Annotated in this window: 22 protein-coding genes; all 22 read right to left on the bottom strand. The window is 36.3% G+C overall.

The features are described 5' to 3' along the window. Entirely contained in the window at positions 1 to 252 is a 252-nt protein-coding gene (locus KB197_RS05255) for a hypothetical protein (RefSeq protein WP_102210772.1), read from the bottom strand. Further along, the gene (locus tag KB197_RS05250; RefSeq protein ID WP_102210773.1) at positions 252 to 458 is read right to left on the bottom strand and encodes a hypothetical protein; all 207 of its coding nucleotides are present in this window, start codon (positions 456 to 458) and stop codon (positions 252 to 254) included. Before KB197_RS05250 ends, KB197_RS05255 begins: the two co-directional genes overlap by 1 nt. Then, positions 412 to 4,758 carry a phage tail spike protein gene (locus tag KB197_RS05245; RefSeq protein ID WP_421127963.1) on the bottom strand — a complete coding sequence of 1,449 codons (4,347 nt, stop codon included), beginning with the start codon at positions 4,756 to 4,758 and terminating at the stop codon, positions 412 to 414. The genes KB197_RS05250 and KB197_RS05245 overlap by 47 nt, the downstream gene beginning before the upstream one ends. Further along, positions 4,759 to 5,481, bottom strand: coding sequence for a phage tail protein (locus tag KB197_RS05240; RefSeq protein ID WP_102210774.1), 723 nt, complete (start codon positions 5,479 to 5,481; stop codon positions 4,759 to 4,761). After that, positions 5,478 to 8,531 carry a phage tail tape measure protein gene (locus tag KB197_RS05235; protein WP_212573565.1) on the bottom strand — a complete coding sequence of 1,018 codons (3,054 nt, stop codon included), beginning with the start codon at positions 8,529 to 8,531 and terminating at the stop codon, positions 5,478 to 5,480. Before KB197_RS05235 ends, KB197_RS05240 begins: the two co-directional genes overlap by 4 nt. A 182-nt stretch (positions 8,532 to 8,713) precedes the next feature. Beyond that, entirely contained in the window at positions 8,714 to 9,133 is a 420-nt protein-coding gene (locus KB197_RS05230) for a hypothetical protein (protein WP_102210776.1), read from the bottom strand. A gap of 11 nt (positions 9,134 to 9,144) precedes the next feature. Beyond that, complete coding sequence (locus tag KB197_RS05225) at positions 9,145 to 9,714, bottom strand: major tail protein (RefSeq protein ID WP_045616007.1); 570 nt, start codon at positions 9,712 to 9,714, stop codon at positions 9,145 to 9,147. A 2-nt stretch (positions 9,715 to 9,716) separates the two neighbouring features. Beyond that, positions 9,717 to 10,043, bottom strand: a complete 327-nt coding sequence (locus KB197_RS05220; RefSeq protein WP_102210777.1) for a hypothetical protein — start codon at positions 10,041 to 10,043, stop codon at positions 9,717 to 9,719. Between the two features lie 7 nt (positions 10,044 to 10,050). After that, positions 10,051 to 10,419: an HK97 gp10 family phage protein gene (locus KB197_RS05215; protein ID WP_102210778.1), complete on the bottom strand. Its 369-nt coding sequence runs from the start codon at positions 10,417 to 10,419 to the stop codon at positions 10,051 to 10,053. Beyond that, the gene (locus KB197_RS05210; RefSeq protein ID WP_102210779.1) at positions 10,397 to 10,750 is read right to left on the bottom strand and encodes a head-tail adaptor protein; all 354 of its coding nucleotides are present in this window, start codon (positions 10,748 to 10,750) and stop codon (positions 10,397 to 10,399) included. Before KB197_RS05210 ends, KB197_RS05215 begins: the two co-directional genes overlap by 23 nt. Next, positions 10,750 to 11,007, bottom strand: a complete 258-nt coding sequence (locus KB197_RS05205) for a head-tail connector protein (RefSeq protein ID WP_000624227.1) — start codon at positions 11,005 to 11,007, stop codon at positions 10,750 to 10,752. The genes KB197_RS05210 and KB197_RS05205 overlap by 1 nt, the downstream gene beginning before the upstream one ends. A gap of 2 nt (positions 11,008 to 11,009) precedes the next feature. Next, positions 11,010 to 12,215, bottom strand: a complete 1,206-nt coding sequence (locus KB197_RS05200; protein ID WP_102210780.1) for a phage major capsid protein — start codon at positions 12,213 to 12,215, stop codon at positions 11,010 to 11,012. 18 nt (positions 12,216 to 12,233) lie between these two features. Continuing rightward, a complete protein-coding gene (locus KB197_RS05195) occupies positions 12,234 to 12,932 on the bottom strand; it encodes a head maturation protease, ClpP-related (RefSeq protein WP_102210781.1) in 699 nt (232 codons plus the stop codon). After that, positions 12,925 to 14,211, bottom strand: coding sequence for a phage portal protein (locus KB197_RS05190; protein WP_212573566.1), 1,287 nt, complete (start codon positions 14,209 to 14,211; stop codon positions 12,925 to 12,927). Before KB197_RS05190 ends, KB197_RS05195 begins: the two co-directional genes overlap by 8 nt. Before the next feature lie 69 nt (positions 14,212 to 14,280). After that, positions 14,281 to 14,619 (bottom strand): type II toxin-antitoxin system RelE/ParE family toxin, encoded by a 339-nt coding sequence (locus tag KB197_RS05185; RefSeq protein WP_006153450.1) that lies wholly within the window; start codon positions 14,617 to 14,619, stop codon positions 14,281 to 14,283. After that, positions 14,612 to 14,905, bottom strand: coding sequence for an antitoxin (locus KB197_RS05180; RefSeq protein ID WP_045615998.1), 294 nt, complete (start codon positions 14,903 to 14,905; stop codon positions 14,612 to 14,614). The genes KB197_RS05185 and KB197_RS05180 overlap by 8 nt, the downstream gene beginning before the upstream one ends. A 65-nt stretch (positions 14,906 to 14,970) precedes the next feature. Further along, a complete protein-coding gene (locus tag KB197_RS05175) occupies positions 14,971 to 16,563 on the bottom strand; it encodes a terminase large subunit (protein WP_102210783.1) in 1,593 nt (530 codons plus the stop codon). Then, the gene (locus KB197_RS05170; RefSeq protein WP_102210784.1) at positions 16,560 to 17,033 is read right to left on the bottom strand and encodes a phage terminase small subunit P27 family; all 474 of its coding nucleotides are present in this window, start codon (positions 17,031 to 17,033) and stop codon (positions 16,560 to 16,562) included. The genes KB197_RS05175 and KB197_RS05170 overlap by 4 nt, the downstream gene beginning before the upstream one ends. 44 nt (positions 17,034 to 17,077) lie before the next feature. Next, complete coding sequence (locus KB197_RS05165; RefSeq protein WP_102210785.1) at positions 17,078 to 17,308, bottom strand: hypothetical protein; 231 nt, start codon at positions 17,306 to 17,308, stop codon at positions 17,078 to 17,080. Between the two features lie 2 nt (positions 17,309 to 17,310). Then, positions 17,311 to 17,523, bottom strand: a complete 213-nt coding sequence (locus tag KB197_RS05160; protein WP_102210786.1) for a DUF4314 domain-containing protein — start codon at positions 17,521 to 17,523, stop codon at positions 17,311 to 17,313. Between the two features lie 51 nt (positions 17,524 to 17,574). Beyond that, positions 17,575 to 18,756: a DNA cytosine methyltransferase gene (locus tag KB197_RS05155; protein WP_102210787.1), complete on the bottom strand. Its 1,182-nt coding sequence runs from the start codon at positions 18,754 to 18,756 to the stop codon at positions 17,575 to 17,577. Then, positions 18,753 to 20,009 (bottom strand): site-specific DNA-methyltransferase, encoded by a 1,257-nt coding sequence (locus tag KB197_RS05150; RefSeq protein WP_102210788.1) that lies wholly within the window; start codon positions 20,007 to 20,009, stop codon positions 18,753 to 18,755. Before KB197_RS05150 ends, KB197_RS05155 begins: the two co-directional genes overlap by 4 nt. Position 20,010: the final 1 nt, after the last annotated feature.

Raw genomic sequence — 20,010 nt, 5'->3', positions numbered from 1 at the left:
CTATTGTTCTTTTTTATTTGACTCAATTTCAGCTAAAACAGCATCTTCTAATTCATATCGTTTATCTCGGAACAATTTTTCTTGCTTTCTCATTTCGAGACGATGCTCTGCATAGAGCTCTGAATGATAGAGAAACTCAGATACTGTAGAAACACCATGTTCATCAACATCAACAGTATACTGCTTAACTACTTCATCCCCAATTTTCAAATTTCCAACCAAACGTGTTGTTTTAGTAATTTCTAATGCCATTAACTTTCTCCTTTCTCTCTTTTAGTTTTTACTTCCTCAAATAAGTCTTTTAAGTCTGAGTCGTATTCTAATACATCTTTCATTAACTGCAATTCGCTTGCAACAACCAAATAAAGAGCCTCATTTTGTGATGCTTGGCCTTCGGTTTGTGCTAGTTTCTTAGTCAACGACTCCATTGCTAATTGATGGATTAAATCTGTGTTCATCTTCTAACATCTCCAATCGTTTATTTAATTTTCGAATATCAATTATTAACTCTTGAATCCCTTTTAAAGCGATATTCGTTAATCTTGTATTATCGAGGTTCAGCAAACCACCATTTTCATACACTAGTGATGAGTCAATTTGTTGAACATCTTGAGCGATGAGTCCAATTTTGGTATGAGCCTTTTGAATACGATTCCCTATTTTCTTCCAGTCATATTCTTTAAATTGAAATCTTTTGATAAAATCAAGTGCTTTATAGTTAGATAAGTCTATATTCTCTTTTAAGTTTTTATCAGAAAAATGTTGGTTAACAATTTGCCATAAGCTATAAGCATTTCCGTTATATGAGTAGTAAATATCATTTCCTGATCCACCAAAGTCTAGAGATACATTATTAGAATTCCAATAACTAATAGTTCCTGTAGTTGAGCCATTAATGCTGCTTTTGCCGTACTTTAACCAGCCAATTCCTTTTGCCTTAATGTATCCTTCGACCGTCAATAGAAAATCATCACTATCACTTGCAGTGTTTCCAGTAGTAAAATCTGAATCTTTGTAAATAAATAAGCCGTAAGGAACATTGTCCCCTCGGCCATAAGAACCTATAAATTGTACACCTAAACCATCTTTAGAATTAAACTGACGAGGAACATTAATCTGTAATCCACCGTTGATAGCGTCAAATGAACCATAAGCACCTAACTTAATTTTTGTTTCTCCAATTAATAATCCACCAGAAATTGTGGTTCCAGTTATTGTGCCACCCTGAATTCTATCACCACTTAGTAAGCCTGACTTTATTTGACTAGCATCAATCCTAACACTTTGTACACTATTGATAAAAGCATTCTTTGCAAACAGCTGTCGTAAATATGCTTCATTTGCAACTAACTTATTAAAAAACGCTTGATCCACGACAATTTTATCTGCAGTTACTGAATTCGATGCTAATACCATAGTAGTTACAGACCCAGATTCAAAGTTTGATGTCTTTAATTTATCAATCATTCCTGATTTAATGACTGCTCTATCAATTAAAGTATCCCCAGTGATATGAGTTGCCTTGCCAATAATTCGATTGATTCCATTTGCACCTAAATTAATCCCTGAAATTAAAGATCCAGCATTAGTTAAATTTTGAATCGAATAGGAACCTTGATGTTGCTGAACAAGACTTTCTGTTGCAATTTGTTGAAAGGATGTACTATCTACAAAGTTATTAGGTGGCTGACTACCTCGAACAATTGAAATTTGGCCAACTGCCACAGTGCCGTTCTTTTCTAGCCAAATATGAAGCCCAAAATCATCTGTTTTTGTCACGGTTTTATTTATCGTAAAAGTTCCTGTAAAAATTTGAGCTGCGCCCTTTCTAGTCGGACTGATGGTGAAACCTCCTATTGAGTTACCTGATTTGATTTCAAAACCAACTTTTCCATCAGGTAGTACATCTATCCATAAATTGACCCTATAAGAAAGTTTCTCACCAGCAACAAATTTTTGACTATGAAGAGGCATTTGGAAACCACGCCAACCATTTGTTGTCCTACCACTTTGAGCAATTCTTAGCAGCTTGTATTCATTAGTTCCAGTCATAACTAAATTCGAATTCGGTTCACGTTCTCTATATTTACTAAAATTGGTTGGATCGTATACTAAGTTTTGGGTATCAATTAAATCACTGACTCTTGTAATCAGTCCTTCAGATGTTTGTAAAACCTGACTAATTGATTTACCTTGTTCACTAATAGTTCTTGTATGGCTACCTAGAGTATCTTTTACCTCGTTAAAGGCTGTTACAGTTATTAAATCTTCGATAGGTTTAGTCCAATAATTTGGAAAGATATCTCCAGTAGTAATCATTAAAGCTCTCCAATGAAATTTACCTGAACTTGCTCCATCAATACGAAATTGTAATTCAAAGTTTTTAAAGTTATTGAACATCTCATCTGTTACGATTCGAGAAATCTTAATAAGATGGTAGTTTGTACCCGTTTTTAATGTAGTAGACCAAGAGGTATGAAAGGGATTAGAATGAACACTCCATACAGCACTATTATCTGATTTTTTATAGCCTGGACCTTGTAAGATAATTCTAGGAGTAACAGTTGAATCTAATACAACATTATCGACAGAAATATAAACAAATAGATTGATTTTTGTCCCTGAATAAATGCCAGTCGAATCACCATAAGGAATTTTTCCTAATGTTTGAATCCAATTGAGTTTCGAGTTTATTTCTTTGTATGAAGTCCAACTATCACTGGAACCAGATGCTAAGTTTCGATGAGAAACACTAGTTGGTATTAAAGCTTTAGTTTCACTAATCGTCCGAGTGAAACTATTAGATGTTTCTCTAACTAAGTTTTGCACGCTAGAGTTCGTTACATAACCTCTGTCTAAAATATTTTTATCAACATCTGATTTAGTTTGAAATCCTTTTAAATTTATCACGGATTCTACCTGACTACTGGTCAATCGTTTGGCTATTTCACCTGCTTGAATTTTAATTGTTGTTTCAGTACTAGCAAGTCGATTTGTCGTTTGATTAAAATCTGTTTGTGATACTTTAGTATTTATAGCATCTGCAGTAACTTGTAAATCAGCTTTAGTTTTAGATATTGCTAATGCGTTCTCTGATATTCTTTGGAGTGCTTCACTAGCTGTTTGTTTAATATTTTCTACATAGGTCTTTTCAGCTTTTAGATTTATTTTATCCTTGGCTTGTGATATTTCCGTTCGTTGTTGCTCTACGGTATTTTTGATAGCATCAAAGTCTGTCTTTGAAACTTTGTTAGTAATAACACCCGTAAGCTTATCAATTGAAGATTCTACTGTCGTAATTTGATTCAATAAGCTATTCTTGCTGAGTTCAACTAAACGGTTTGCTTCAGCAATAGCTTCTTTTTTATAATTTAAGGTATCTGTTAGTACTGTATTAGTAGTTTCTTTAACTTCTTTACTGACCTCTAAGGCATGATTAGCTAAATCTCTACTACTATTTGCTTTAGCCAACACTTCGTTGTATCTATTTTCATTAAGTGATTCATTAGATAGAACTTTAGAATCAACATCAGCAATCTTTCCTTCAATCTCTTGACGAATACCATCTGCGTAAACTTCTGCACTAGCTTTGACTTTTTCAATATCATCTAGAATTGATTCTTTTTGTTTAGTGAATTCAGCATCAAATGCTGTGTTCGCATTTCTCAAAGCTTTTTCAATTGCGACTTCTTGTAATGTGAAACCAGAGTCTAAAATTTCATTTGCGACAGTTGAAATTGCACTATTTGAAGTTGAAGCACCTACCATTGGTTTATCATCAAAAGTAATCGAGATATATTCTTGTATCAGTGCATCAAATTCATAAGCAACTGCCTTTTTGGGAATATCGATCCCATGTTTCAAACTCTTAATATTTACGGTATCCCCTAAATGTACAACCTGCCCATCGAGTTCATAGGCTTCAATCGTAATAGCATCCGATAACTTATCAATTCCTTCATTCTTAAACTTAGCCTCAGCCCACTTCCTTAACTCCTCAATGCTTTTAAGAGTATTATTTTCGTACTCTTTTTCATTGATATATGGATAGAAAGTGATTAGAGGACTATCGACAGTAATTTTAATTGTCTGGTCTTTATCTTTACCATCTGGTTTAAATGTTGATTTTGCATGAATACGAGTAATGATTGATTGAGTTGATTTGGTTCTCTTGTAAGACTTTAGATTCTTATGTGTTGTTATGACAACACCCCTATTTTCACCTCTATTCTTCTTGATTGTCAGAGCCAAATTGTCACGAATTAACTCCCCTTCCCAAGTTCCTATGATAGAATGGGCACCATCCATTAAGACAGCATAGAGTGTCTTTACTTCATTTGTATTGAAAGTACGGCGATCTGTAACATCACTCGTAAATGAAAAATCACCAAGATTGGTCTTAGTATTTTGAACCATTTGGGATAAGGCTATACCACAAGTAAGATTAAGAACACTAATTGGTTCGATAGACCGTTGCATAATATCATCTGAAATATGGTAGGCGGTTATATCCAAACTATCATCGTTTTCAATTGGCTTTTTAATACGAAATAACTGGAATCCTAAGACAGGCACAGGAGCCTTGATAAGCATATCCTCTTTTATTTGTTTATAGATACCAGAATCGGTAATTGGATAGCGAATTGATAAAGTGAAATCACCGTTCAGGGTTTCTTTTACAATAGCAGAGCTAGTTTCATGAAGAGGTAATCCATTCCACTTTGCAGTTCTAATATCTTTGTTCAACAAAAATAACATTTAGGCCCACCCCCAATTTGTTTCAAAGCTTAAAGAAGTAATACCTCTACCAAGAACAACGCCTACTTCTTTTTTAGCGCTTGGATCAATAGTGATAAAATCACCAGACCATTTGATGTACTTTTTGCTAACCGTTAGAAAACTTGGACTATTTGGTTCGTTTACCATCACAAGAGGTTCTGTAAGTTTTTCAATTTTAATAACCTGATCTCCAATCGTAAACTGAGTCTCAGTTGCCGAATTCCCCATTATCGTTATTTTGGGGAACGCTAGAGACGTCCCTTGAACTCTAAGTACACCGTTTGATGTCAAAGTTTGTCTATCCATTGATTTAAAAAACTTTGTAGGATGACAAATAAATGTAGCTTTCGTCGCATACACACCATCTCTCTCTTGTTTTACCTCAGTACATTTTACTCGGTAACACCAAAGACGTGTGGTTTTCATCCGTTCACTCTCAAGCCAAAACTGCTCCTTGATAAATAGACCCATAAATTGATGGAGTTGTTCTTCTGAGGGCTTAACAATGTAAATCGTATATGATTTTTCAATCAAATCTCGGTGCCGATTTGTTTGCGAAAGAGCCCCACTCATTCCTTTATGTTCTAATAAACTCGTCTTACTCTCCGCTAGGATAACAGAAGGCGATTCGTGGACAATCACCTTAAAAGGAAAACTAGAAGTTCCAATTCCATCTATGACTAACTCGTTTCTTTTAATCATATAGTGGCTCCTCTCAATTGTTTTTGACGTGCTAATTCTTCTGCAATTCGACTTGCTACTTCATTTGCTATTTTTTCAATATCTGCCTGTTCTCGGATAATATTTCCAGTAATCGAAATGTTAATGTCTGGCATTCTTAAATCCATCGTTCTTGCAATACCTCTTCCGATTGCCCCAAGAGTAGATTCATTTAAAGGGAGTACCGCTTCGTTTCCTGCTTCTCCTCCTACCATTAGGGAATTCCCTATTGTTCCGAAGGCAGTTGGTTTTGTTAAAATTCCCCCTTTTGCATACCACTCAATTCCGATTCTAGGAATTTGTCCCTTTAACCAATCCAGAGGGTTTGCAGATCCTGACACACTAAAATGAGGTAAAGGGATGTGTGGCCACTGAAATCTGAAATTAAAGAGATTTTTGATAGCAGTTATAGCAGTTGAAACTGCATTTTTGGCAGTGTTAATTGCATTTGAAATCGTATTTTTTACTCCATTCCAAACATTGGACACTGTACTTGAGATTCCATTTAGAATACCTGAAATAGTTGAACTGATACTATTCCAAATTGTACTGACAACGTTACTAATTTCTGATAAGAGATTACTAATTGTGTTCTTAATCCCATTCCAGGTGTTTGATATAAGTTGACTAATAGTACTTAGAACTAAGCTTACAATTGACTTGATGGATTCCCATACTGTTGAAATAACTGCCTTTATTGTTTCCCATGCACCAGACCAATCTCCTGTTATAACCTGCATGATTGCTTTAATAATGCCTAAGACAAGATTGATTGCCGTTTCAACTACTTGTTTGATGATTTCCCAAGCTGTGCTGATAATCAGTTTTATATTTTCCCATGCTGCCTGAATATAGGGTTCTAGAATTGACATAACGGTAGTTATGACTGTTGAGATTGCATTCCAAACTGTGGTTGCAGCTGCAAGAATTAAATCTTGATTGCCAGTCCACCATGAAGTTAGAGTCCCCCAAATGCTTAAAATAAAGTCTGATATTTCTTGAATGATAGTAGATATAAAAGAATATATAGCATTCCAAATATCCATTACTGCTGTTCTAAATCCCTCGTTATGTTCCCAAAGTTCTTTTATACCAACAATTAACAAAGCTAGAACAGCTACAATTCCTAATACTATAGCAATAACAGGTGCTACACTTGCTATTAAGCCACCAATTGTGGCACCCATTGCTAAGGCAGCTGCCTGAAGTGCTAAAAATATAGGGAGTAATAATCCTAATCCAGTAATCAGGCTACCTACAATAATGATAAATTGTTTTACTGGCGTTGATAAATTAGAGAACCACTCTGCAACTGAACGTAACAAATCAGCTAAAATCTCTAGTATCGGTGCAAAAGTGACAGCAATAGCATCCCCAACTTCAGCTAATGCTAACTTCGCTTCATTTTGAGCAGTTGTAAACTTATCAATTGGATCTAGTGTCGCTTCATAAGTTGAGCCGACTGTTCCTGATGCTTTCTTTGCTGTTTCAGCTAAGTCATCAAAAGATAAAGCACCACGATTAATGGCATCCACCATTCGTGGAGCACCCTTAGTTCCAAATATATCTGAAGCGAGAGTTAACTTTTCAGTTTCGCTAGTTGAATTTTTAATTTTTTCGATGGTTTCAGATAAACCTTGCTGCAAAGTCTTTCCTGATGCCGCATACTTCACAGATGCTTTTGATAAGGATGATAAAGAGGCTGATGAATCCACACCAGCCTTTTCAAATTTCCCCATTAAAGCAACACCCTCATCAAATGAAAGTCCTAATGCCTTAATTTGTGGTGCTCCAGAAACAACCTTATCCATCAAATCTTGCACTCCCACCCCAGTAGCTTGACTGGTAAAGGTGACAGAATCAAGAACACTAGACAAATCCGTTGCCTGTAAGCCATATGCTTCTATAGCTTTCTTAGCTGAAATAGCTGATGAGGTGACATCACTCCCATTTATGGATGCGAATTGGATGAGATAACTTGAAGCTGATTTTAAACTATCACCGGTTAAACCAAATTGTGTGTTCAACTCACCAACTGCACTTCCAGCAGTATTAAAGTCTGTAGGGATTTCTGTAGCAAGGTTCTTTGCGATAGTTGTCATTTCTTCTAAAGCTTGGCCAGAAGCACCAGTTTTGGTAACAATGATATCCATCCCTTCATCAACTTCGTTAAAAGCTTCAAGAGACTGTTTCCCAAAATCAATCAATTTTTGTGATAATTCTGCTAAACGATCACTGAATTCCATTAGGATATCTGCTTTTAAGAGATGTTTGATTTCTGATAGATTATCTTTTGCACTTGTTGAACTAGCGCCCATCTCTTCCATCTCATTTTGAAGATGATTATAAGCCGTCTTGGTATCATTTAGAGTCTGTTCCAGTTTATTGGCTTCAATCGAATTTTCGCCATACTGGGATTTTGTTAGTTCTAGTTGTTTCTCTAAATTCTGAATCTGTTTTTCTAGTAAGGAGGAACTTTCATTTACTTTTCTTTGAGCTAAAGCTAGCTTTTCAGATTCACTAGCACTTGAAGAAAGTTCACTTTCTTGTAATTTAAATTGACTTGTTAATTTTTCACTCTCAGAAACTAGACGAGCTTGTTCCTGTTTCAGACTATCCCATTGACTTTTTGTAGTACCTGCTCGATTTCCATTTTCTGATAAAGCTTGATTAACACCCTCTAGTTTGCTTTCATAACTTTTGAGTACTATCTGAGTAGTTTCTACTTCCCTTTGAAAGGCTCGATATTGTTCCGCCCCAATATTACCTGACTTAAATTGTGATTCAACTTGTGCTTGTGCCTGCCTTAAGGTAGCTAACTTTTCTTTAGTAGTTTCAACTTGTTTAGCAAGCACTTCTTGTTTTTGAGTAAGGAGCGTGACATTTCCTGTATCAAACTTAAGCGCCTTATCAATTTGTTTCAATTCTTTAGTTGATTCAGCGGCTTGTTTATTTACCCCTTTTAAGGCATTTTGTAAGGGTTGTGTGTCACCACCAATTTCTATTGTGATGCCTTTTATATTTCCAGCCATGGTCACCTCTCCTTTCTATTAAAAATTATCAAAATCACTTTGATTCGCTTTTCTAGATTGACTTGATTCATTTATTCTCAAGTTTACATAGTCAGTTTGATAATCAAGAGCCATCCCAATTGAAATATGTTTTAAGTCATCTATGGATAAACCAGTTTCCTTACAACAAAATAGATAGCTTTCTACCGTAAAGATTTCTTCACTTGCTGTTTCTGTTTGATCTGCTTTTTTCTTGTATTCATTCCTTGGTTAAGCATGTTCATTAAGATAGTTGCTACTTCTTGAACTGGAAACTCCTCCATCTCCATAAAGAATTCTTTGAATGGTTTAATTTTGGGATTAGCAGATTTAGCAAACACCCAAAAAATTCTGTGAAAAAAAGTCATATCAAAATTGGTCAGGATGGATAGATCAATATCACCAGTTTCGAGTTTTTCTTCCTCATTTAGGTGCTCAATCTTATCAAGAATTGACTGCGTACTCACCATTGAAAACAAGTCTTGAAAATAATCTTTACCAAACTGTTCTTTATAGGCAATCGGTGTATAGGCATTAGTAGCCAATTCATAGGTCTTTCCTGAAATTGTAATACTATCTCTCATCTGTAACTCCTTTATTCACGAGGTTCAAAGACTTCCTTGAACCAATTCTGACGAATCTCATCACTTGTTTCTTCTGTCGTTTTGCGACGAACCACCTTATCAAGTGGACGGGGACTTGCCGTAAAGTTTAGCTCAACCTCATTAATATCTGAACCAGACTTTGTTTTTGATCCCATTGATGGACGTGATGCGTAACAGTAATACAAAACATGAAGCGTTTCTTTCTTATCTCCTTCAAAACGAAACATCAGAGCAAAATTCTTCTTTTCAGCATTTGCGATTTCAGAAATTGTTTTAGTTGTTGGATCTAATTTTTCTCCTAAGACACGAGTTAAAAATTCTTGAGTTAATAAGGCGAGCTTCAATGTTCCCTCATAACCATCATTTGATTCCGAAGTATAAAAGTTGATATTATCTGCCTTGTATGAACCTTTGTCACCAGTCGGTTCCAAGGTTAGTTCTGCTGCACCTCGTAATCGTTCAACCGTTCCATAAGTCAATGCGCCATTTGAAGCTTCAGTTGTAACTTCTGCCCAATGGACATCTTGTAGTCCGAATGTAACTTTATTTTTTTCAGTCATAACTATCCTCCGTTTAATGAAATGTAATATGTAATTTGATAGAGTTTTTCAGTTGAGATATAAGTCTCTACTTTGTCAAAAAAAATTGAATGACTATCAAATAAGTCATCCATCTTGGTTTCGATTTCTAAGTCCTTCTTTAAGGTATAGAGTTCCACTTGAAGATTAAGAGTCTTATGATAGCTCCAATTATCAGCTCCAGCATTTTCAGACTCCTTAACAAGATATACAATAAATGGCGGAACTGGACTTCTTCCTTCTTCAAAATGATGATAAGCTACTGGCAACTTTGTTTTTGTTAAAATGTAATAGAAATCTTTTAATATCATTAAATCCTCACAATCTTTGTCTCAGCTTATCTTCAAGTGACTTAACAGCAGTTTTTTCAACGATTTCAATATGTTTTTGCCCTTCTACTCGACCACCATTTTGTTTAGCGTGACCATTTTCTAGGAGATGAGTTAATCCTGGTGTTCGGTTGTGAATAGTCTTTATTAAGCCTGTAGGACTGTCACTTGTGGACTTGCTTTTCCAACCTCGTGCATACTTACCAGTTTTTCGTGGAGATAAGAGTTTTAAGGTATCTACAGCACTGTCTGTTACTTCTTCCACTACCTCTCGCATTGTAGATGTCGTCTCTTTAATGTAATCCCCCAACTCTTGATCAATTACTTTTTCCAACTCATCCATTCCTATTCTGTTCATAGTCATTCTCCTTAGTTGCTACAATATAAATCAATTGCCTAGGAACGCTATCACCATCAATTGAATCTATCGTAAAGTAGGCGTCTCTGTACTTTATCCTAGTTTTTAATGAACTTAGATTTAGTACCGCTTTGTCGTACCTTAGTGTAAATTGAATTTTGTTATAAAGGAGTTTAGACACACTCCCCTCATTTTCTGTTAAGGTCAATGGCCGACTAGAACACCATCTTTGGAAAATGGTGTTCCAAACTGAAGATTCATTTCCAATTTCATCAACCACAATTTTACGCACTTCAAATGTAAGACGGTCACGTAACGGAGCAATTTTCATCAAAAGATATCCTTCCTATCAGCTAATAGTAAGTGATATAACATTTGTTTTAACTCTTTATAATTAGCTGTTTCACGGTGTTCATAAAGATAGGCAACCCCATATAGGATTGCCATTCTTAGAACCTCACTGTAAGTATTCTGCCTTAATGTTTCTTCACAGAGTTTTTTACTTGTATCAATCAATTGCTTAATCAAGTCATCTTCATCTGTGTTTTCTACCTTAAGGTAAAGTTTTGCTTCTTCTAGACTTATCATGATTATTTTGCTTTCACAGTTAAAATTTTCACCGCTTCTGGTAACACTAATTTCCCATCAACACGTTGAGATGCAAGAAAACCAATTTGACCATTATTAGCATAAAGTTCATTAAGACGTTTAAAAGTACGTCCTTGGCGATCTGCAATCCAGTAATAAGAGAAATCACCAAATGCAATAGCTTTATTCCCCTGTTCAGGTAGAGGTGCAAAGGTAGATGTATAGTATGGACGGTTAAGAATTAAATCTGGTTGTCCAGCTTGTGTAGACGGTTGCCAAATGTAATTTCCGTTATTGTCTTTCAGTTTACGAATTGCTTTAACAGTTGTATCATGAAGAATCCACACTGCATTTTTTCGATAAGGAGCAGGAAGTGAATGATACAATTCAATCATGTCATCAAACGTAATGTCTTTAGTCGTCGTTGTAGGACCAGTAACATTTGCTTGCGTAAAGATTCCTGTTGGTTTCTTTGAGCCATCTCCAATAAGGAATGATTTCTCTTCTTCTGTACCAATACGTCGTGCAAACTCACTAGTCATATAGGATTCTAAATCAAATACTGAGTCATTTAACAATTCTTCTGAGATTCGAATAGCTGTTCCAATCTTATGCGAATCAAGTGTTACTTGACCAAATGTCTCATCAGTTTCAGGATAAAGTCCATTTTCATCCATCCACGACGCAGTTCCATGCCCTGTAACAACTGGAATCTTCCGCTCTCCACTTGATGTTTTAATGACGGTTGCTAGACTCCGGAAGAAATTCTCTTCTTGAAGACCTTGAACTAGTTTTTTCTCATACTCATCAGGTACTAAATGGCCACCCTCTGTATCTTCTCCAACACGAAGGACGTCCTTAACATCAAAGAAGTTACGCTTACGGACATTCGTCCAAAATGTTTTGGAATAGACATCAGACTTGGTTCCCTTCTTCTCATCTTCTACCTCACTATCTTTTAAGACAGTGGTAGGCTGTCTTGTCAAAGCCTGAGAAGTTGGTTGAGCAAGTTCTAGATCAATCTTTTCTTGTCGTTCTATGCGAGCGATTTCTTGATTATAGCGATTGATTTTACTTTCCATTTCATCATAGCGTTTAGAATCCTCTTCTGAAACTAAACCATCATCAGTTCGCACTGAGTCTAGGAAAGTTTTTGCTTGCTCCCAAGCTTGATTTCGTTTTTCTTTTAATTCAAGTAATTTAGACATAGGTTAATTTTCCTTTCATTATTTCAATAAATCTAATCGTTTTCTTAACTGATTAAGGGGAGTCGTTGATAAAGGTTTGTAGCTATCAATTTTGGCTTGAAGTTTAACAACAAGGTTATGATCTGCAGTGGCTCTACTAAATGAATAACTACTAAGTTCTAGCTCTTCTTTAGGTTCATCTTTACCGAATAAAATCTTGTCCGCAAAGCCAAGTTCAACTGCTTTTCTCGCATTAAACCATGATTCAGAATCCATTAAATGTGAGATTTTTGCCCTAGATAATCCTGTTCTTAACTCATAGGCATTCACAATGGACTCTTTGATTTCCCCCAACATTTCAATAATCTTTTCCATATCCTTTGCTTCACCTTGTGCAATCGTCCATGGATTGTGAATCATCATCATTGCAACAGGACTCATGGATACTGTTGTTCCAGCCATGGCAATGACACTGGCAGCACTTGCTGCAAGACCATCAATAATGACATGTACATTTCCCTCGTAATCCATCAGCATGTTATAGATTTGTGCTGCGGCAAAAACATCACCCCCTGGACTATTAATCCAGAGGGTGATATCACCTTTTCCTGCATTTAAATCATTTTTAAAGAGTTGTGGAGTAACTTCATCTCCAAACCATGTTTCATCAGCAATCTGTCCTTCAATACGAAGAGTGCGAATATTCCCTTCGTCTGAAAAACTCCAAAATTTACGCATCTTCTTCCTCCTTTGGTTTTTCTTGAGGTTGTTCAATTGCCTGTTTTGTCATAAAACCACCAGCATCTTTTAATTTAGTCATATTTCCGTTAATCAAATAAAGGTTTCCTCCTTCTTCATCTGTTAAAAGATTTAAATCTTCAAGTTCTCGAATATCATTTGTAGATAGCCAGCCATTCTGTCTTGCAATGGCATACCCACTCATACGACTTTGATAATCTCCACGTAATAAACCATCTACATTGAACTTAACAAAGTACTTCTTCTTTTCTTCAGGCAAAAAAAGAGACCTCTTGAAGGCCTGTTCTAAACGAACTACCCAAGGGTCTAATGTGTATTTAACAAACTCTAGTGATTGTTGCTCGATATTTGAAAATGAAGATTTTTCTAAATCACCAATCATATGTGGTGGTATCCTATACAAACGTGCAATCTCATTGATTTGAAACTTCCTAGTCTGTAAGAATTGCGCTTCTTCAGGTGGAATACCTATTTGAGTGTACTTCATCCCTTCTTCTAGAACTGCAACTTTATGTGCATTTGTGACACCGTTATAAACCGCATTCCAAGAATCACGTACTCTTTTTGGATCCTTCAAAATCCCTGGATGTTCCAATACACCACCAGGATTTGCACCATTTTTAAAGAATGATGCTCCGTAATTCTCTGTAGCCAAGGTCATTCCAATTGCGTTCTTTGCTAATGCGATGGGAGAATAACCAATCAATCCATCAAAACCAAGACCTGGAATGTGAAGGACATCTTCTTGTTTTAAAATAACACTGCCTTTATCCTTGAAATTTGGATTTTCTTCGGTCTGACGTTGATATTTGTAGTAAAGTTTCCCATTTTCATCACGGTGTACTGACATTTTATCTGGTAATAAGGGATACAAACTGATAACCTGACCGCTCTTATCCCTTATGATTTGAATATAGGCATTTCCCCATATCAAAAGATGAGTCATCAAAGTTTCACGAAAGACAAAAGAAGACATCTCTGGATTTGGTTCATCGTGAAGCAAGAAATAAAGAGGGTGTTCAAATTTTTTCTCCCTCCCATTAGATGTTCTTTCATAAATGTGAATGGGTAGAGAGGCGACAGCTTCAGCTAATATTCTCACACAAGCATAAACAGCTGTAGTCTGCATCGCTTTAAATTCATCTACATTTTCGCCACTGGAAGTTCGTCCAAAAAGATAAGAAAAGTCCTGTCCCTCATAACTATTATGCGGTTTATCTCGTGATCTTTTTTTTCCAATAAAATCTAAAAATCCCATCTAATCCTCCATTTTTGAGTACAATAAAAGCACCTCATTTGTGAGATGCTCTACGAATTATAATTGAATTTACTTATTGAATAACTTAGCCCAATTCTGCTTGGAATTTAAAATTCTTGAGACATAAACCTCATATTTGTCGATATAATAAAAAGCTAAGTAATTTTCAATAGGCATATATCTATAACGTTTTCCGTCATCTGTTAATTCACCATAACCTCGACTCGACACCAAAGGACATGCTTCTGGAAATGTTTCTAAAGTTTCTAGTGCCGTTAAAATAAGGTCTAATTTACTATCGGCAGATTGCTGGCTGTAAAAATTCAGTACAATATAATCATGTATTTCTCTCAAGTCTTTCTTAGCTTGATCCGTAAGAGAAACATGGTAACGTTTATGATTACTCAAGTCCAAATTCCTTTCTTACATCTGCTAAAGACGTTAGTTTCCCTTGCTCAATTTCTTGATGGCCCAACAAGATTTCCTTTTTTAAATCTTCAAAAGCAACCTGATATTGAGTCTCTTGTGAATCACTAAATACGAACTCTTTGGGATCAACTGCACCTGTCGCAATTTTACGAAGTGCAGCATTAAAGATATCTGACAGGGTTAACTTTTCATCAGCTAAGATTTCTTTCGTTTGTTGGTAAAAAGTCGAATCTGCTCTAAAATTAACAGGTTGAGTACTTGCCATAATTAATACCTCTTTGTAAAGATGTTTTGTAAATACATTGTATCATCTTTAGATTTAAAATTCAACTAAAAGCTTAGTATTCCTCGCTCATCATAAATACTACTATCATTATTTTGGTGTCTAATACATCTATCAATCCCCATTATAAGAGCAACAATTCCATCGATTTTTTCAATTGATTTCTCTTTATCTGGTTTGATATTGCCTGCAGGGTCTTGGCGCATAACTACGTTTTGCGACATCCATTTTAAAACAGGTTGTCCTCCGTGTTGTATACGACCTTCCATCATAAGTTTGAATAATTCCTTTGACGGTGGACTCATATCCTTGTACCCCTGACCAAAAGGAATCATTGTCAGCCCCATATCTTCTAGATTCTGCACCATTTGCGTTGCATTCCATCTATCATAGGCGATTTCTTTTATATTGTATATCTTTGATAATTCCTCAATGAACTTCTCTATAAAGCCATAATGAACAACATTACCCTCTGTCGTCTTTAGATAGCCTTGCCGTTCCCATACGTCATACAAAACATGATCTCTACGACAACGAAGTTCAAGAGTATCTTTTGGTAGCCAGAAATAGGGTAGAATGATGTAATTTTCTAATTCATTCCTAGGTGGAAAAACTAAAACAAAGGCTGTGATATCGGATGTACTTGACAAGTCTAGCCCTGCATAGCATTCACGACCTTTCAAACTTTCAAAATTGATAGGTGCATCGCCTTTGTTGTATACATGTTCAGGAATCCAAGCAACCGTAGAATTTGTCCACATATTTAGTCGTAGTTGCTTGAATACATTTTCTTCAGCAGGATTATCAAGTGCTTGTTTATAGGCTTCTCTGACACGGTCTAAGCCAATGGTATGACCTAATGATGGATTTGCTTTTAACCAGTTACTTTCGTCATTCCAGTCCTCTTCATCAGATAAACCATAAACGACAGGATAAAAAGATGTATCTTTCTTTCTGCCCTTTAAAATCTCAAGTGCTTTTGTATGTAACTCGTAACAAATTGAATTCTTATCTGTTCCTGCAGTAGTAATGATAAAAAATAAGGGTTGTTCTCGTGCATCACCTGAACCTTTAGTTAAGACATCATAGAGGTGGCGATTGGGCTGGGCATGAATCTCGTCAAACACGAGTCCTGAAACATTGAGACCATGTTTTGTACCAGTCTCAGCGGATAAAACTTGATAGAAACCTGCATTAGAGTAGTTAACAATTCGTTTCGTAGCACCCATTATTTTTGAACGTTTCTCTAAAGGTCGACTCATTAGTACCATTTGTTTTGCTACATCGAATACAATAGAGGCTTGATTTCGGTCACATGCAGCACCATAAACTTCTGCACTAGCTTCATTATCTGCATAAAGTAAATAAAGAGCAATTGCTGCTGCTAGTTCACTCTTCCCATTCTTTTTTGGAATTTCAATATAGGCAGTTAGAAATTGACGATTCCCATCTTCTTTAACAATCCCAAATAAATCTCGTACTATCTGTTCCTGCCAAGGTAAAAGTATAAACTTCTGACCTGCCCATTTTCCTTTAGTATGACAAAGGTTTTGAATAAAAGTCACTGCTCTATCAGCCTTACTTTTATCATAATGTGATGTAGCTAGCATAAAAGGAGTTGGTTCATAATGAAAAGTCATAGTAAACCTCCCAACAAATCTTCCATTTCGTCACCTTTACCAACCTCAGAATCCATAGTAGCTAAACGATTCCTAGCGGATGGGGTTAGACCAAATTGTTCACAAAACTTCAGCATGATTTTTAAATTAGTTTGACTAATTGAAACTTGTGGAACTTGCTGTAAATACCCATTTGGTGTCTTTAAGATAGAACCATGTTTTGATAAAAACTCCTCTGCTTCTTTCCAACGTGCGTATGCTTGACAATAACCTGCAAATGCGGTCATATCCATTTCCGTCAGTAATCCCATTTGTTCCAATATTTTTCCCATCCGCTTCCATTCCCTCTTAGCATCTTCTTCAAGCCACTGGGGGCAACGTGGAGCCTTCTTTTGAGGTTTTACTTCATTCGTTGGGAGAGGCCGTTTACCAGGATTACCTTCTAGAACTTTTAAATTTGTAGGTTTCGGTTTACGTCCTCTAATTGCCACTAATTCACCTCCTAAAATAAAAAGAACTCAGATCGAGTTCCAATTTATAATTTATTGTATGTATCCACTATTTCTTGATAGATAATTTTATCCAAATCATCCATTCGGTCAGTAATTTTGCCATATTCATAATGAAAAACTATTTCTTTATTTCGTTTAATTTTTAGGATTGCTATCCAAGCGCCATCAATATGTCGGTCATAGGTACTAAATTCCCTAAGAAACTCAATATGATAGTGTCGACCATTGAATCCTCTAGTAATCATTTCCCACATAACTATCCCAATTTTATTATTTTATCAATTCCGTAAAGTACATTTAAACTTTGTCCATTATCCCAACTTACTAAAATTGAACCAATATCATCAACACCAATTACCGTACCGAGAGTACCTATAGGTGGCGCAAATGGATCCTCCATTTCGAGTAATTTTACTCGAGTTCCATTGGGATACAATGATTTCAAAGTCTTCACTTTTAAGTCATCCATAATACAACCTCTTCTCTTTTGTTTAGTACATATTAACTCTAAAGTTCATCTTTATCCAGTTATTTTTGATGATATTTTTGAAGATAATATGGCACAACCAATAGCATAAACAACTGGCACTGTGACTCCGTTTCCTGCTTGTTTATAGAGTTGTGCATCAGAATTTACAGCTTTTGCCTTTTCAAATAAGTCATCACTGAAACCTTGAAGTCTAAAACACTCTTTTGGAGTAAGCCTTCTAATTTTGACAACACGACCATTCCAAACTACTGCGCCCATCTGACAGCTACATGAAAGGTTGTGAGCTATTCCTCTCCCTACTCTTGCCCTTCTCGTTAATGAACTTGGATAAGAAAGATCAACCGAGTCACCAACCTCCGCCAATTGATAACCTTGCTTTGTTCCATTCCTAACCTTGATACCTTTTGTCAAAATTGGTTGAACCTCAAGCACTCCAGAGTTCATTGCTGTACGCTTTGTTGCACCAGCAGTATAACGAGCAGTTATACATCTTGCTTCTTCAGTTAACTTTGGTCCAGTTAGCGATTGGTCAATCAGGTATAGACCTGTCTTAGCTCCTAGTCCACCACCCTCTCCAACAAGTGTTGTTGCAATACCACTGGGGTCATAGACACGGTAGCTTTGCATACCGCCTACAAGTTGCTTAAGATGGCTACTGCTTTCTCTGCTGAGAGGTAGTACTTTTCGTCGACCTTTTCTTCTAAGATGTCCGATAGTATAGATGCGTTCTCTATTTTGTGGTACTCCGTAATCTTTTGAGTTAAACACTTGCCATTCAAGGTCGTACCCTGATTCATCCAAGATAGAGAGATAGTCGAGATAATCTCGTCCCCCACCACTTGATAAAAGTCCTTTAACATTTTCAAGGAGAACCCATTCGGGTTTATCTTCTTCTTTTTGGCTTTTGATGAGTTTAACAAATGTAAAAAAGAGTCCACTTCGCTCACCGTATAGGCCGGCTCGTTTCCCTGCGATAGACACATTTTGACAAGGGCTTCCCGCACACCAGAGATCTGCTTTTGGTAATCGTGTTGGATCGATTGTTGTGATATCGTCATGAAACCATTCTCCTTTCGTATCATACATTGCTTCATAAGACTTGCGTGCAAACTTATCTTTTTCACAAAATCCTATACACTTCATTCCTGCTAATTCTAGCCCATGTCGAAAGCCACCAACTCCGGAAAAGAAATCTAGAAATGTTAGTGTCATACTTGTTCCTCCAACTCCTTTAACACTTGGTTATAAGTTAAAACCTCATGATTACGTTGTACGGTTACTTCAGTATCGCCTGTAACTTCTATATAGCGTTTAACAATGACATCCACAAACTTTTCATCAAGCTCGATTCCATAACAAACACGTCCAGTCTGATCTGCAGCTATTAAAGTAGAACCAGAACCTAAAAATGGATCTAAAACTATTGTTCCACGCATAGAAGAGTTTTGAATAGGGTAAGCCATAAGTTGAATTGGTTTCATGGTTGGGTGGTCTTTACTAGACTTAGGACGGTCATATTCCCAAATGGTAGTTTGCTTCCGATCACTAAACCATTGATGCTTTCCTTTTTTCTTCCACCCATATAAACAAGGTTCATGTTGCCATTGATATGGGCTACGACCTAATACAAGTGAGTTCTTTTTCCAGATGCAACACCCACTCAAATAGAAACCAGCATCTTTAAAAGCTTTACGGAAGTTGAGTCCTTCCGTATCTGCATGAAAAACATAGATAGACGCATCATCTTCCATGTGATTTTCTACTTGAGTAAACATAGAAAGGAGAAATTGATAGAAGTCTCCGTCAGACATATTATCATTTAGGATTTTCCCAGCCGTCTCTTCAACGTCAACGTTATAAGGCGGATCTGTTACAACTAAATTAGCTTTCTTATCACCAAGTAATTGGTCGTAGGTTTCTGATTTGGTAGAATCACCACAAATGACTCGGTGCTTTCCGAGTTGCCAAATATCACCACGTCTTGATACCGTTGGTTTCTTCAATTCTTCTTCCACATCAAACTTATCTTCAGACAACTCCTTGTCATGGACATTAGAGAGGATATTATCAATCTCTGGCGGTTCAAAACCAGTCAGGTCTAGATTAAAATCAGACTCCTGTAAATCCAAAAGTAAGTCCGCTAAGAGAGCGTCATCCCATTGACCTGTAATCTTATTGAGAGCAATGTTCAATGCTTTCTCATCTTCTTTAGAAAGCTTTACAATTACACACTTAGCAGTTTCATAGTCAAGGTCTTTAAGAACTGTCAAGCGTTGATGACCACCAATTACAGTTAAATCTTCATTGACAATAATAGGGTCAACATATCCAAACTTTAGAAGCGACTGTTTAATTTTTTCATATTCTTTATCCCCTTTTTTCAGTTTCTTTCGAGGATTATAAGCTGCAGGCTTTAATTCTTTCAGAGGAAGTTCTTTTATTTCCATTGTTGGTTGGTTCGTCATT

The sequence above is a fragment of the Streptococcus sp. 11-4097 genome (assembly GCF_018215285.2).
Taxonomy (GTDB): domain Bacteria; phylum Bacillota; class Bacilli; order Lactobacillales; family Streptococcaceae; genus Streptococcus.
The sequence above is the reverse complement of the archived record's forward strand: the minus strand, read 5'-3'. Positions and strand labels throughout refer to the sequence as shown.